The following is a 14,700-nucleotide window of genomic DNA, read 5'->3' on the forward strand; positions in this document are numbered from 1 at the left end:
GCGTCCGGGGCGAGGCGGGCCGGGGTGACGAACTCGGTGTCGCCGGCGTCGTAGCGGGCCGTGTAGTCGTACAGGCCGCCGGGCGCGACGATCTCGACGGCGGGGAGGGCGACGGGAGCACCGTCCTGTTCGATGACGCTGACGGAGACCTCGGTGCCGGAGATGTAGCGCTCGACGAGAGCCGCGTCGCCGTAGGCGAAGCAGCCGACCATGGCGGCCGAGAGTTCGGACGGTTCGTGGACGACGGACGCGCCCAGGGCCGAACCGCCGCGGGTCGGCTTGACGAACAGGGGGAGGCCGAGGGCGCTCACGATGCGGTCGAGGACGGACGCGGCGCCGAGGTCGTGGAAGACCTCCTTCGGAAGGGCGACCGATTCGGGAGTGCGCAAGCCGGCCCGGCGGACGACGGCCTTGGCGGTCGGCTTGTCCCATGCGACACGACAGGCGTCCGGACGGGCGCCGAGATAGGGCACGTCGAGGAGTTCGAGGACTTCGCGGATCGAGCCGTCCTCCCCCGCGGCGCCGTGCAGGACGGGGAAGACGATGTCCGGCGGATCGTCCGTCAGGGAGTCCAGGAGTGTCGCGTCGGCGTCGCGTAGTTCGACCGGGATGTCGCGGGCGCGGAGCGCATCGGTGACGCGTCGGCCGGACCTGAGCGACACCTCGCGCTCGTACGACAGCCCCCCGGCGAGGACGACGACATGTCCGAGTTCCACCGCGCTGCCCCTCCTGCTGGTGTAGTGCGCGCCCGCCGATGAACACCGGCGGGCGCGCGTTTCACGTGAAACCTTCAGACGACGTCCGGGCCGGGAGCCTGGACGCCGGTGGAGGCGCCGCCGACGGAACCGCCGAACATGTCCCGGAGCCGGATCTCCTTCTCGACCACCGACGCGAGCCGCCGGACGCCCTCCCGGATCCGGTGCGGCTCGGGGAAGCAGTACGACAGCCGCATGTGCCGGTGCCCGGTGCCGTCGGCGAAGAAGCCGGTCCCCGGCACGTAGGCGACCCGCTCGGCGATCGCGCGCGGCGCCATCGCCTTGGCATCGAGGCCCTCCGGCAGCGTCAGCCAGACGAAGAAGCCGCCCGCCGGACGCGTCCACGTGCAACCGTCCGGCATGAGCTGGTCAAGGGACTCCAGCATCGCGTCACGGCGCTCCCTGTACAGCTCACGGAAGTCCTTGATCTGCTCTCGCCACGGCTGGGTGGCCAGGTACTCGCGGACGGCGAGCTGGGAGAAGTTCGACGGGCACAGGATCGCGGACTCGGCCGCAAGGACGAGCTTGGCCCGCACCGCGTGCGGCGCCAGCACCCAGCCGACGCGGAGGCCGGAGGCGATCGTCTTGGAGAACGAGCCGAGGTAGAGGACGCGCTCGGAGTCGTCCGCGCGCAGCGCCCGCATGGGCTCGGCGTCGAAGCCGAGGAGCCCGTAGGGGTTGTCCTCGACGATCAGCACGTCGTACTCGGCGCAGATCTCCAGGATCTGGGCGCGGCGCGCCGTGGTGAGAGTGACACCGGCCGGGTTCTGGAACGTCGGCACGGTGTAGAGGAACTTGACGCTGCGGCCCTGGGCGCGGAGCGACGCCAGCGTCTCGCGCAGTGCGGACGGGATGAGCCCGCCCTCGTCCAGCGGCACGTGCACGACGTCGGCCTGGTACGACGCGAAAGTGCCGAGCGCGCCGACGTAGGACGGCGCCTCGGCCAGGACGACGTCGCCGGGGTCGACGAAGATCTTGGTGATGAGGTCGAGCGCCTGCTGCGCGCCGACGGTGACGACCACGTCGTCCGGGGACGCATGGACGCCTTCGAGGGACATGACCTCGCAGATGTGCTCGCGCAGCAGTTCGTCCCCCTGCGCGGAGCCGTACTGCAGCACCTCGGCGCCCTTGCCGGCGACGAGGTCGCCGATCATCTCGCCGACGGCGTCGAGGGGGAGCGCCGACACGTACGGTGCCCCGCCCGCGAGCGAGACGATCTCCGGGCGGGCGACCATCGCGAACAGGGCCCGGATCTCGGACGGCACCATCCCGGCGGCGCGGGCGGCGTAGCGATCGGCATAGACGTCCGTCCGCGAATGCTGTTCCACAGGGCACCTCCGAGATGTGATGGCTTCCCAGAAAACTACGGCATGGCGGCCGCGCTGGACTGTTCCGGGTGTGGCGCGCCGCCCGGTCGGGGAGACTCCTGTCCGATACGATGCCCGCGGGTCCCGGTTTGTTGCCGGGGAAGTTCCGCCGTCACGGGTCCAGGCCGGGCGGGCGAGGATCGAGGCAGGGGGTGCCGACCCGGTGTCGCGTCGTCTCGTCAACATCACGCTGGACAATCTCGATGATCTGCCGCACCGCTGTCGCGGCTGCGTGTTCTGGGAGCTGGATCCGGTCAGCCGGGACCGCGCGCTGGAGAGCGGCGATTCGGGGCTGGAGAAGGAGGCGTGGATCTCCTCGACGCTCCTGGAGTGGGGCAGCTGCGGCAAGATCGCGTACGTGGACAACGTGCCGGCGGGCTTCGTGATGTACGCGCCGCCGCTGTACGTACCGCGCTCGGTGGCGTTCCCGACGAGCCCGGTCAGCGCGGACGCGGTGCTGCTGATGACCGCGCACATCCTGCCGGAGTTCGCGGGCGGCGGCCTCGGCCGGATGCTCGTCCAGGGTGTCGCGAAGGACCTGACCCGCCGCGCGGTGAAGGCGATCGAGGCGTTCGGCGACCTGAAGGGCGAGGAGGGCGGGTGCATGGTGCCCGCCGACTATCTGCTCTCGGTCGGGTTCAAGACCGTCCGGCCGCATCACCGGTATCCGCGGCTGCGGCTGGAGCTGAAGTCGGCCCTGTCGTGGCGCGAGGACGTCGAGGTGGCCCTGGAACGGCTGCTGGGCTCCATGACCCCCGAGGGGGCGCTACGACCCGTCTGAGGGGATCTGAGGCGCTTTGACGCGTGTGGCCCGCACTCCGGCGTGGAGTGCGGGCCACACGCTTTCGCGCTCACCGCGGGAGGCGGGGAGGCGGCTCGGCGGATCCGCTCAGATGAACTCGGCGAGATCCCGCAACAGGGCGGCCTTCGGCTTGGCGCCCATGATCTGCTTGACGACCTCGCCGTCCCGGTAGATGTTCATCGTCGGGATCTGCATGATCCCGTACTGCTGCGGCACCGTCGGGTTCTCGTCGATGTTCATCTTCACGATGTCGATCTTGTCGCCGTGCTCCTTGGAGATCTCCTCCAGGATCGGCGACACCATCCGGCACGGGCCGCACCACTCGGCCCAGAAGTCGACGAGGACGGGCTTGTCGCTCTTCAGGACCTCGATCGCGAAGTCGGCGTCGGTCACGGCTTTCATGGTTCTCCTTCTGTTCTAACGCGGCCAGACCCCCGGCCGATCATCCGTTCGCGTACGTCACCCGGGTCGGTTCAACGGGACCGGGACTCCCGTGCGACCTCAGGCTCTGAACGTGCGTTCACACCGGCCTCTGCCTGGCCCATGGAGCGGGGACCTGCGCGACCGGGCCCCTGGTGCCTCGGTCCCAGTGCTGCCGTCCAGGGCTTCGGTGCCGTGGGTTGGCCACGGCACCGGAGGGCCTGCGGGACGGGCCGCTGGTGCCCAGCCCCGGTGGCGTCGTCGTTTGCTTTGCGGGACTTCCAGCCGCCAGGGCCCCGGATCCGGGGCCGCGGGGGCGGATGTCCGGGAGTCGACGGTGGGAGGTCAGGCCTGCGGGACGGTCTCGGCGGCGTCCTGGTCCTGGAGCCAGCGCTCGGCGTCGATGGCGGCCGAGCAGCCGCTGCCCGCCGCCGTGATCGCCTGCCGGTAGATGTGGTCCACCACGTCACCGCACGCGAACACGCCGGGGATCTTGGTCCGGGTGGTGGGGGCGTCCACCAGCAGGTAGCCGTCGGTGTCGGTCTCCAGTTGGCCCGCGAACAGCTCGCTGCGCGGGTCGTGGCCGATCGCGATGAACAGCCCGGTGATCTCCAGCGCCGACTCCGCGCTGGTCTTGATGTTGCGGACCGTCACCCCGGTCACCCGGTCGTCGCCCTGGATCGCGGTGACCTCGCTGTCCCACAGGAACTTGATCTTCTCGTTCGCGAACGCCCGATCCTGCATGATCTTGGACGCGCGCAGCTCGTCCCGCCGGTGGATGACGGTCACGGACCGGGCGAACTTGGTCAGGAAGATCGCTTCCTCCATCGCGGTGTCGCCGCCGCCGACGACGGCGATGTCCTGCTCGCGGAAGAAGAACCCGTCACAGGTCGCGCACCACGACACGCCGCGTCCCGACAGCCGCTTCTCGTCCGGCAGCCCCAGCTCCCGGTACCCGGAGCCGGTCGCCACGATCACCGTCTTGGCCAGGTAGGTCTCGTCCCCGACCTTCACGACCTTGGGGTCGGCGGTCAGGTCCACCTCGGTGACATCGTCGGTGATCAGTTCGGCGCCGAACCGCTCGGCCTGCTTGCGCAGGTTGTCCATGAGGTCCGGCCCCATGATCCCGTCCGGGAAGCCGGGGAAGTTCTCGACGTCGGTGGTGTTCATCAACGCGCCACCGGCCGTCACCGACCCCTCGAACACCAGCGGCTTCAGATCACCGCGAGCCGAGTAAACGGCGGCCGTGTAGCCCGCGGGCCCGGACCCGATCACGATGACGTTACGGACGTCGCTCACTGTTCTGCGCCTCTCCTCGTTGGCCGTCGGTGCCGCACGACCCGGCCTGCCAGTCGCGTCAACCGATCCTAGGCCCCGGGGATTCCCGCGACACCCCGACCGGCCGTCCACCAGGCTCCATCCCCTCTAGGGTGTGGTGCATGGCACGCATTCTGCTTCTCCACTCGATGTACGGGCTGCGTCCGGCGGTGCACCAGGCGGCGGACCGGCTGCGCGCGGCGGGCCACGACGTCCACGTCCCCGACCTGTACGACGGGCGGGTCGTCGACGACGCAGAGGCCGGCATCGAGATCAAGGAGGAGATCGGCCGGGACGAGCTGCTGCGCCGCGCCATCGCCGCGGCCGCGCCCCTGGTCGGCGACGGCGGCTTGGTCTACGCGGGGTTCTCGCTCGGCGGCTCCATCGCGCAGAACCTCGCGTTCGCGGACGAGAAGGCCGGCGGCCTGCTGCTGATGCACGGCACGTCCGACATCGCGGAGGACGCGTCCACCGAGGTGCCGGTGCAGCTGCACGTCGCCGACCCCGACACGTGGGAGCCCGTCGACTGGTTGAACGCCTGGTACCTGCAGATGCGCAAGGCGGGCGCGGACGTGGAGGTCTACCGGTACCGCGGCGCCGGCCATCTGTTCACCGACCCGGACCTCCCCGACTACGACGCCGAAGCGGCCGAAAGCGCCTGGACGACCGCCCTGTCCTTCCTCGACACCCTCTGACCCGCCGGCGTCCACCCCGCGCAGCACACCGGGCACCGGGTCAGGTCCCGCGAGGCCCCGGCATCCCGCACACGAGGCATGGCGGCCCCGGCCGGACGCGCATCGCCGCCATCGCGTCCACCACTGCGGGCGATCCAGATGCCGACCAGCCCGCCGCTTCTGCGCCGCCCGACCGAGCCTCATCTACCCCGGGCAAATGCCGACACCTGAGAGATCATGGACCGGTCGATGTGCTGCGGGGTGGTCGGCGCGTGTTGCGCCGTGAGGCGGCCGGTTTGCCGACGGGACTGCCACCTGCCGCATCGTGGAAGGGGCGCCTCGGCCTTGCCGCCGACTAGGTCGAGTCTCTGGGCCGCCTGACCGTGCTCACTTGCACCGGCAACTGCCGACACCTGAGAGATCATGGACCGGCCGATGTGCTGCGGAGCGGTCGGCGCGTTTCGCGCCGGGACGCGACCGGCTTCCCGGCTGCCGGGTCGAGCCCCGGCCGGGCCGGGCGGTTGCCGACACTGAGAGGTTGTGAAGCGGTGGCCGTGCTGGGAGATGGTCGAGGCGTGCTGTGCCCCAGCTCGGCCGGCCTGCTGGCTGTGCCGCGGCGTGCCGCCTTGTGGAAGGGCCCCACGCTGCCGACTGCGGTCGGCTGGATGCGGTGCTCAGCTCGTTCTAGCGGGCGAGGTCGTGAGCAGAGCGGCCGGGCCTTGTGGAGGCCGTTCTCGGGGGTGGTCGAGAACGGCGGGCGGCGGCTGCGTCAGGCGTTCTCCAGCTTCTTCAGGACGTGCTGGTTGCGGGCGGAGCAGTCGGCTCCGACGACCCAGATGTTCCATTTGCCGGACTGGTCGCCGTGGACGGCGATGACGGTCGCGGGCCGGCCCTCGTACTTCGCGTTGTCGACGAGGGCGGGTGCCAGCCCGCGGGTGACGCCGTTGACGCACCCCTTGAGCTGCGCGGACGGTTCGCCGGACGCGCGCTTGACCTCCCGGTCGCCGGCGAGCAGCCGGTCGACCTGCGCGCCCAGTGTCCGGGCCCGGTAGTCGGTGCCGCTGCTGGCGACCGTGAACGCCGCGGCAGGGGCGGCGTTCGGCGCCACACCGTGTGCCGAACCGGATTGGTCGGGATTGTCCTGTGCCGGGGTAGACGCCTGGCCGTGGTCGCCGGACACGCCGTCCAGGGCCATCGTGCCGACTGTCGCGCCGCCGCCGACGACGATCACCGCCGCCGCGGCCGCCGACAGTATCCGCCAATGCCGCCTTCCGCGCCGCTGCTCCATGCTCACCACGGTGGCGCTGTGCATTGATTCCGCGGCGATGGCGGTGTCGATGCGCTCGGCCAGTTCGGCGGGCATGGACGGTACGGGTGCCTCCGCCAGGATCCGCGAGACGTCCGCAAGGTCGGCGGACAGTTCACGGCATTCGGCGCAGGTGTCCAGGTGCGCGTTGACGGAGGCGGCTTCGTCGTCTTCGAGCAGTCCCTCGGCCAAGTCGGCCAGGACGTCGTAGTCGTAGTGTGCGGGGTTCACTTGGGCATGCCACCTCCTTCCACACCTCCGACGTTTTTGCGATCCCGTCGGTTCCGGTGATGGGTGAGAAGGGGCGCGAGCCGGGCGCGTCCGCGGGCGCAGCGGCTCTTGATCGTGCCGGCCGGGACCTCCATGACCCGGGCGGCGTCGTCGACGGAGTAGCCCATCATGTCGACGAGGACGAGGGCGGCGCGCTGCTCGAACGGCAGCTGCTCCAGTGCGGTGCGGACGTCGAGGGACACGCCGTGCGCGTCCGTCGGGTCGGGCATCTTCGGCGCGACGGCGTCGAACGTGGCGTCGTCGCCCATCGGCGTCGCCGGACGGACGGACTTGCGCCTGATGCGGTCGAGGCACGCGTTCACCACGATGCGGTGCAGCCAGGTGGTGACGGCGGCGTCCCCGCGGAACCGTGCGGCCGCGCGGAACGCCGACAGACACGCGTCCTGCAGCGCGTCGGCTGCCTCCTCAGGGTCGCCGAGGGTGCGCAGCGCGACCGCCCACATGCGGTCGCGGTGCCGGTGGACCAGCTCGGCGAACGCGTGCGGATCGCCCTGGGCATGCCGGGCCAGGAGTTCCTTGTCGGGGACCTCGTCCACACGCCGCATGCTCACCGACGTCATGAGCGACCGCTTCCATGCACGAAATGCCCAGTCGCCGCCGAGCGCCTCGCATCGGCCGCGTCTGCCGGGGTAAGCACCACAGATTCCTGGGTAGAGGGGACGTTTGCTCACAGGCACGATACCGACAAGCGACGCCCCACGTCACAGGCACTTCTGCAGCGTTCCAACCGCGTCGAAGTTGTTACCCGATGTCCGGATCGCCTTGCCCGCCCGTGAGATCACGCTCCCGCGACCGTCCGAGCACCCATCCGCTCGCGTCCGAGCCCTGCGCTAAAGGTCGCGGCCGGGGCCGACCGCCCCCGTGACCGCCGCATCCAGAACCCCGTGCGCATCGGGTTCAAGCTCCTTGAACATCGGTCTGGTGCGGGGTTTCGGGTCTCCTCCGTGTGTCGGACGGTCATCGTGACGGCGGCGTCCGCTTCTGGACTGGTCCTTGATTCGCTGTCAGAACGTGAGTCAGTATGATCGGCGTTTGCAAGATCAAAAACTCGAATCGGGGTCCCATGCATACGCGGATGAAGCGCGTTCTCGTTGTCGCGGCCACGCTCAGCGTCACCTCCGGTCTCGCCACCGTTCCCGCGGCGGCGGCGGACGATTGGGTGAAGGGCGGGATCAAGGCGAAGCACTCTCGGACGGCCTACAGCGATCAGGAGGAAGGCCGGGCACGGCTGTACATCTACTGGAACGGCACAAAGGTCGCCATCAAAGGGACGGTGAAGAACACGTCCACCGATACCTACGCCTTCATGCAGATCCGGTACCAGGTGTACACCGGTGGGAAGTGGCGCTGGCACGGCCGGTCGAACCTGGGGAAGGTGACGCCCGCGCGCGGCACCGGGCACCTGTCGCTCCACCGCGCCACCCACCCCACCCGGTACGTCCAGATGCGGGTGTGCGCGCAGGGACTGCCGGGCAGCGGCCTGGGCGGCAAGTGCATGGACTGGGCCTGATCCGACCCCGCGGGATCAGTTCGCCGAGCCGAGGACGGACACCTCGCTGACCTCGGCTCGGAACTGCCCGTCCGTCCCATGCGACAGCTTGGTGAACCACAGCAGCACGTACCGCCCGGTGGCGGCCTGCGGCAACGGGATCGACGTGGTCCCGGACCCGGTCGTGGTGATCGTTTGGACCTTCCGCATCCCGTCCGGGTCGGGCGACTCGCCGATCTTCAGCTGGATCGTCGCTCCGGCGGACTCGGGCAGATCGGCCTTGACCTCCTTGATCTTGGCCGACTTGCCCAGGTCGAGCAGTAGGCCGAGACCCTTCTTGAGGTTGCCGAACTCCGCCGAGGTGTAGTACGAGCTCCGCCATGTGGTGCCGGCCTTGCCGTCGATGGCGAGCCGGCCCTTCTCCTTGCCCTTGCCTCCGTCGTCGCCGGCGGGGTCGACTCCCTCGGCCTCCTGGACGGTGAGCTGGGTGGCGGACGGTTTCGGGGGCGCCGACGACTTCGTCGGGTCGACGGCGCCGCCGTCACCGGAGCCGTTGTCGCCGCCGGTGCTGCTGAGCGCCCACGCGCCGATGCCGACGATGACGGTCAGCGCGGCCGCGGCGATGCCGAGCAGCGCCCGGTTCGCGGGGCGCTTGGGCGCGCCGGGCCCGTGCGCCGGGGCCGTCCGGGTGGACGTGGACGGCGGCGGCGCGCCGTGCCGCGCGCGCGGCGGCGGGACGTGCGACGACGCCGGCGGCTCGTGCGCCGGCTGCCGGTGCGGCCGCGTCGGAGGCGGCTCAGGGGCGGCGGGACGCTGGGGCGCCGCGGGACGCGGGGGCGGCGGCGCGGTCTGGCCGAGCCCGGCGAACAGCGGCAGCGGGGTGCGCGGGACGCCGCGCAGGGCCCTGGCGAGGTCGGCGGGGGACGCGAGCGGCTCGCCCGGCCCGATCCCGAGGCAGCGGCAGACGATCGCGTCGACCGCGTGCGAGATGCCGGCCTGCACCTGGCGGGGCGCGTGCGGGACCCCGTCGGCGGCGGGCGCGGCGGGCAGGTCGGAGGCGTCCTCGTCGCCGGGCCAGTGCGCGGTGAGCGCCGCGTACAGCATCCGGCCGAGGCCGCGGACGTCCTCGGCGGCGGGGTCGCCGGACTGCCGGTCGTTCAGCACCGCGTCGGTCGCGATGCCGAGGATCTTGACGGTGCCGCCGGTCGTCCAGACGAGGTCGCGGGGGGTGAGGCACAGGTGCGACAGCCCGGCGGCGTGCGCGGCGGCGACCGCCTCGGCCGCCTCGTACAGCAGTGTCGCGGCGCGGCCCGGCTCCAGCGGGGCCTTGGCGAGCATGCCCTCGAGGGTCTCGCCGGCCACCCACTCGCTGACGACGTAGGCGCTCTCGCCCGAGTCGTCGGCGTCGAACACCTGGGTGCAGCGGGGGTCGGTCAGCCGGCTGGCCGACCGGGCGGAGGTGACGGCCTCGGCGATCCGGGGGAACTCGGGATCGAAGGTGCGGACGGCGACCGCCCGCGCGAGGATCTCGTCGATGGCCTTCCAAAGCGACGATCCACCGGAATCGCTGATGCGCTCTTCGAGGCGGTAGCGGCCGGCGAGACGCGTGCCGGGCTCGATGACTGACGTGCTCACGGCAACGTCCTGCACAGGTGGTCAGATCCCATGTTCGTGGCGTGGCAGCTTACGCCTCCGACCCTCCTCTTTGCGTTCCCCAGGGTGTCGCCCCGCAAGCCGTAGTCCCCCACATGGTAGTGCTTACTCGCCTGAGTGGCCGCCTTATCGCCGCGCGTCCTTTTTACTTTGCGATGTGTTCCCCGCTCGCCGGGGCCGCGTCCGCCGTCATCGCACCCGCCGTCACCTGCCGGGCAGCCGGCGGGCGAAGGTGGAGATGGCCGTCTGGATCTCCTCCACCCGCATCAGCTTGGCGAAGACCACGTACAGCAGCCCGCCGCCGGCGGACCCGACGACGAGGGTGACCAGCGCGGGGAGCATCGCCGAGGTGTTCCCGGCGGCGTCGGCGACGGTGTGCGCGGCGTAGGCGAACCCGATCAGCGGCCAGACGGCGACGAGGAGCTTCAGGTGGCCGCCGACGATGCGCCGGCCGTCGATACCGCCGAGCTTGCGGCGCAGCACCAGCCAGCAGGTGACGGTGCCGACCACGTTGGTGATCGCGAACCCGCCGGCGATGCCGACCACGATCCACTTGACGCCGAGGACGTTGTAGGCGGTGAACGCGAACGCGATGTTGGACGTGGTGACGATGAGGCCGATCAGCGCGGGCGTCCGCGTGTCCCCGTGGGAGTAGAAGACGCGGAGCATCAGCTGGTAGATCGAGAACGGCACGAGCGCGATGGCGAACATCTGCATGACGCGCGCGATGACCAGCGCGTCGTCCGGCGAGGTGTTGCCGTGCGCGAACAGCACCGTGGTGATCTCCGGGCCGAGCACGAGCATCAGCGCCGCCGCCGGCATGATGATCACCGAGGAGAGGCGCAGCCCGCTGGAGAACGCGGCGCGCACGTCGGCGGTCTTGCCCTCGGCGGCGAACCGGCTCATCCGCGGCAGCAGCGCGGTGATCACCGAGACGCCGACGATCGCGTACGGCAGCTGGAAGAGCTGGTAGGCGTTGAAGTACGGGGTGTAGCCGTAGCCCTCGCCGAGCCCCTCGTCCACGGCCAGGTTGCCGGCCGCGTTGGCCAGCGCGGTGACGACGGCGAGCGCTGCCTGGGTGGCGATGACGTACAGCAGCGTCCAGCCGGCCATCCGGCCGACCTCGCCGATCTCGCCGCGCTGGAAGTCCAGCCGCGGCCGCCACCGGAACCCGACGCGGCGCAGCGACGGCCACAGCGCCACCGTCTGCAGGACGATGCCGCCGGTCGTGCCGACGGACAGCAGCATGAGCTGGGAGTCGGAGATGCTGGACGGGTCGACGCGGCCCGTGGTGATCGTCAGGAACGCGCCGCCGATGGCGATCACGACGATGTTGTTCAGGACCGGCGCCCACATCGGCGCCGCGAAGCTGCCGCGCGTGTTCAAGATGGCCCCGGCGAACGCGCCGACGCCGTAGAAGAACAGCTGGGGCAGGAAGAACTGCGCGAACAGGATGGCGACCTTGCGCTGGTCGCCGGTGTAGCTGCCCGCCAGGATGTCGATGAAGAGCGGCGCGCACAGGACGGCGATCACGGTGAGGACGCCGAGGCCGATCACCGCGAGGGTGAAGACGCGCTGCTCGTACTGCTCGCCGTAGGTGCGGTCGCGCTGCTTCGCCCGCACCAGCAGCGGGACGATGACGCTGGTCAGGATGCCGCCGAGCAGCAGGTCGTAGATCTGGTTGGGGATCGTGTTGGCGGTGTTGTAGGCGTTGGCGAGCAGCCCGGTGCCGAGCGCGGCGACGATGACGGCGGTGCGCAGGAAGCCGGTGACGCGGGACGCGAGGGTGCCCACCGCCATGACCGCGCCGGACCGCAGGATGCCGCCGGAGCCCTTGCCGCCCCCGGTCTCGTCCCCGCCTTCGGCGGGCGCGGGGACGGGCGTGTCGACGACCGTCTCGGCCACGGGCGCGTTCCCGCCGGGGACGGGAAGGTCAATCGCGGTCTCGGCGGCGATGTTCGCCGCGCCGCCCGGCCTGCCCATCGGCGGCGGACTCGGATATCCCGCCGGATTGGGCGCGTTCCGCTGCGGAGGACCCGGCGGGCCCGGAGGACCCGGCGGCCTCTGCGAAGGTCTCCTGGGCGGCGGGCCCTGCGGAGACTGCCCCTGCGGACCCGGACCCTGCGGACCCGGACCCTGCGGACCCGGACCCTGGGGTGTCGGGCCCTGCGGATATCCCTGGCCCGGCGGATATCCCTGGTTCGGCGGGTTGCCCTCCGCCGGACGTCCCTGCCCCGGGTACCCCGGGGAGTTCGGCGGCGGGTATCCCGGCCCCCGGGAACCCGGGGCCGGGGAATCCGGTCCCCTGTTCCCCTGCTCCCGCCGATCCCATTCCGGTCGACCCGTCACCGGCTGCCTCCGCTTTCCGGCGGCGCCTCGCTCTGATGGCCCGCACTCCGACGCCCACGAAGAGTACGGCAAGTCCGCCGCCGGTGATGAGCAGGGCGAGACGTCCGTAGCCGGTGACGGTCACGGTGATGGACTCGCCGTCCCCGTACGTCCGGCCGCCCGAGCCCGGGATCTCCAGCTCCAGCGAGACGTGGAAGTTGCCGTTGCCGGCCGCCTGCGCGGGGATCCAGCGCTGGGCCCGCTCCCCGGGCGCCAGCTCGATGACGGCGTCCTCGGGGGGCAGCGTCCCGAGCCGCAGCTTCGCGCTGTTCTCGGACGTGGCGACGAGCCGGACCTTGACCGACTGGTCGGGCAGCGTGTTCTCCACGAGCACCGGCAGCCGGCCCGAGCTGCCCCCCATCAGTACCCGTTTGCTCTTGGTGGTGACGATGCGGACCAGGTGCATGTCCGCGGTGAGCTCGTCCTCCAGCTGCTTGCGCGCCGCCCTGGCGTGCCGCGGGGACGTCCGCCACGCCGCCGACTCCATGCGCAGCAGCGCCCGCTCGTAGGAGATCCGGGTCGAGCCGGTCATCACGGCCTCGAACGCCCCGGCCTGCCGGGCGATCGTCTGCACCTGCGCGAGGTGCGCGTCGCCGAGCTCGTACTGCTGGTAGTCGTCGGAGTAGCCGTTGAACACCCGGCCCTGCGGCTCGGCCGACTCGATCTTGCTCAGCGGCACCTCGTGCAGCCACTTGGCGCCCTTGGTGTACTTCAGCAGGTTCTTGGCGACGCCGTCCGCCGGATCCCAGTGCCGGTCGGGGGCGAGGACCACGGTGCGCGGACGGTTCGGCGCCTCGCCCGCGATGATCGCCGTCTCGGCCAGGAAGCGCTGCTCGGTCAGCAGCCCTCCGGAGACCGACCGCGACCCCTCGCTGACGATCTTGTTGAGCTTCTCGTCGTACAGCAGCGTCGTCTTGGCGCCGTAGTGCGTCTGCAGCGTCGTCGTCGCGTTCGGCAGCGCCCCGCCCGCCGGGTCCTGGAACTGCGAGCTGCTCATCAGGAAGGCCCCGCCGCCCTTCAGGGCGTTCTTGGCCAGCTGGTCGACGGTGCCGGGTCCGGCGGCGCCGGACGGCGGCCAGGCGACGTGCGCCTCCGCGGCGCGTCCGAGGACCTGCGTCGCGACGCCGGTGTTCCGCGCGTCGAACGCGACGCCGATGTCGCGGGGCGTCTTGCGGCGGACGAGCGCGACGACGTCCGGGTCGGCGTAGGGAAGGGTGAAGTAGGGGTCCTTCTTCGAGGCGTTCTTCAGCGCCGTCAGCCAGGCCGCCGCGGCCGCGCTCTTCTTCTTCTGGACGCCCTTCTTCACGCCCGGCGCCCGGACGGTGTAGTCGCCGGACGCCATCCGCCGCACGTCGTCCAGCAGCGCCGGGTCGATCGCCCACGTGACGGGCGTATCGGTCGCGGACGCCGCGCCGACGAGCCTGTTGAGCCGGCCGCCGGCCGACACCGACTCGGTGAGGTCGTCGTCGATGAAGGTCTGGTCGTTGGTGCGGTGCATCCCGTCCACCAGGGGCCAGACCCAGCCGACCGAGACCGGGGTGAACGCCGCCTTCTTCGGCATGAACGTCAGGAATGTCGTGATGCCCCCGACGACCTGCCGCGCCGAGTTCAGCACCTCGACGCCGACCGGGTAGACGCCGGGCGTGCCGACCGGGGCGCGGAGCCCGAGGTCCTTGACCGTGGTCTGGAACTGCCAGCTCTGCTTCACCCCGGGCGCCGCCGCCCCGGGGATCTGCTTCTCCGGGCCGATGTTCGGCAGCGCGTTCGGCGGGGTGGCCGCGAGCTGGTCGAGCTGGCTGCGGCTGAGGACGGGCGTCGTGCTGTACCGGAGCCGCAGGTGGAGGCCGGGCATCTGGTGGCCGGTGCGGTTCTTGGCCAGCCCGGCGATCTGGATGCGCGACTTCTCGTTCACGCTCTTCGGATCGACCTTGGTGAGGGCCATGGCGACCTGGGCCTTCGCCTGCACCTGCGCTTGTGTCGGCGACTGCGGCCGAGCCTGGGCCTGGACGGGCGCGCGCCGCGCGAGGGCGGGGGACGCCAGCGTCGTCGGCGCCGCCATCGCCATGCAGGGCAGCAGAGCGGCCAGCGCCACCGCGCGTTTGACCGTCCTCACGCCTTACCGGCCGCCTCGGGACGGCGGGCGAACATTTCCCGCACCACGGCGTCGATGGTAGTCCGTCACGCTGATGGAGAGTGCCCGAGCGCGGCGGGTCAGGTCCGGGAGTGGGTGGTCTCGGG

General features: G+C 71.2%; 12 protein-coding genes. 3 read left to right on the forward strand and 9 right to left on the reverse strand.

All coding sequences use genetic code 11. The features are described from left to right. Positions 1–716 (reverse strand): D-alanine--D-alanine ligase family protein (locus E1284_RS30100; RefSeq protein ID WP_131943540.1); only part of this gene is annotated, 716 nt, incomplete at its 3' end. Between the two features lie 74 nt (positions 717–790). Then, positions 791–2,023 (reverse strand): aminotransferase-like domain-containing protein, encoded by a 1,233-nt coding sequence (locus E1284_RS30105; protein ID WP_131943549.1) that lies wholly within the window; start codon positions 2,021–2,023, stop codon positions 791–793. A gap of 262 nt (positions 2,024–2,285) precedes the next feature. Here E1284_RS30105 and E1284_RS30110 point away from each other — a divergent pair, with 262 nt between their 5' ends. Further along, entirely contained in the window at positions 2,286–2,903 is a 618-nt protein-coding gene (locus E1284_RS30110) for a GNAT family N-acetyltransferase (protein WP_131943541.1), read from the forward strand. A 108-nt stretch (positions 2,904–3,011) separates the two neighbouring features. Here E1284_RS30110 and trxA read toward each other — a convergent pair whose 3' ends face one another. Both trxA and trxB read right to left on the reverse strand, forming a co-directional pair. Continuing rightward, entirely contained in the window at positions 3,012–3,326 is a 315-nt protein-coding gene (gene trxA / locus E1284_RS30115; protein ID WP_131943542.1) for a thioredoxin, read from the reverse strand. A gap of 363 nt (positions 3,327–3,689) precedes the next feature. Further along, a complete protein-coding gene (gene trxB, locus E1284_RS30120) occupies positions 3,690–4,643 on the reverse strand; it encodes a thioredoxin-disulfide reductase (RefSeq protein WP_131943543.1) in 954 nt (317 codons plus the stop codon). A 140-nt stretch (positions 4,644–4,783) separates the two neighbouring features. On the opposite strand from trxB, the gene E1284_RS30125 reads away from it, so the two are divergent. After that, positions 4,784–5,356 carry a dienelactone hydrolase family protein gene (locus E1284_RS30125; protein ID WP_131943544.1) on the forward strand — a complete coding sequence of 191 codons (573 nt, stop codon included), beginning with the start codon at positions 4,784–4,786 and terminating at the stop codon, positions 5,354–5,356. Positions 5,357–6,104: 748 nt separating this feature from the next. On the opposite strand, the gene E1284_RS30130 is transcribed toward E1284_RS30125, so the two are convergent. Both E1284_RS30130 and sigM read right to left on the reverse strand, forming a co-directional pair. After that, the gene (locus tag E1284_RS30130; RefSeq protein ID WP_131943545.1) at positions 6,105–6,872 is read right to left on the reverse strand and encodes an anti-sigma factor family protein; all 768 of its coding nucleotides are present in this window, start codon (positions 6,870–6,872) and stop codon (positions 6,105–6,107) included. Next, positions 6,869–7,492 carry an RNA polymerase sigma factor SigM gene (sigM, locus tag E1284_RS30135; RefSeq protein ID WP_207924033.1) on the reverse strand — a complete coding sequence of 208 codons (624 nt, stop codon included), beginning with the start codon at positions 7,490–7,492 and terminating at the stop codon, positions 6,869–6,871. Before sigM ends, E1284_RS30130 begins: the two co-directional genes overlap by 4 nt. 515 nt (positions 7,493–8,007) lie before the next feature. Between sigM and E1284_RS30140 the strand changes: the two genes are divergently transcribed. After that, complete coding sequence (locus E1284_RS30140) at positions 8,008–8,442, forward strand: hypothetical protein (protein ID WP_131943546.1); 435 nt, start codon at positions 8,008–8,010, stop codon at positions 8,440–8,442. A 15-nt stretch (positions 8,443–8,457) separates the two neighbouring features. On the opposite strand, the gene E1284_RS30145 is transcribed toward E1284_RS30140, so the two are convergent. From E1284_RS30145 to E1284_RS30155, 3 genes are all read right to left on the reverse strand, one after another. Continuing rightward, positions 8,458–10,056, reverse strand: a complete 1,599-nt coding sequence (locus E1284_RS30145; protein ID WP_131943547.1) for a protein kinase family protein — start codon at positions 10,054–10,056, stop codon at positions 8,458–8,460. A gap of 222 nt (positions 10,057–10,278) precedes the next feature. After that, positions 10,279–12,057, reverse strand: a complete 1,779-nt coding sequence (gene murJ / locus E1284_RS30150) for a murein biosynthesis integral membrane protein MurJ (protein WP_131943548.1) — start codon at positions 12,055–12,057, stop codon at positions 10,279–10,281. Next, positions 12,008–14,575 carry a DUF6049 family protein gene (locus E1284_RS30155; RefSeq protein WP_165965481.1) on the reverse strand — a complete coding sequence of 856 codons (2,568 nt, stop codon included), beginning with the start codon at positions 14,573–14,575 and terminating at the stop codon, positions 12,008–12,010. Before E1284_RS30155 ends, murJ begins: the two co-directional genes overlap by 50 nt. Positions 14,576–14,700 lie beyond the last annotated feature (125 nt).

Origin of the sequence: Actinomadura bangladeshensis (genome assembly GCF_004348335.1) — a bacterium.
Taxonomy (GTDB): domain Bacteria; phylum Actinomycetota; class Actinomycetes; order Streptosporangiales; family Streptosporangiaceae; genus Spirillospora; species Spirillospora bangladeshensis.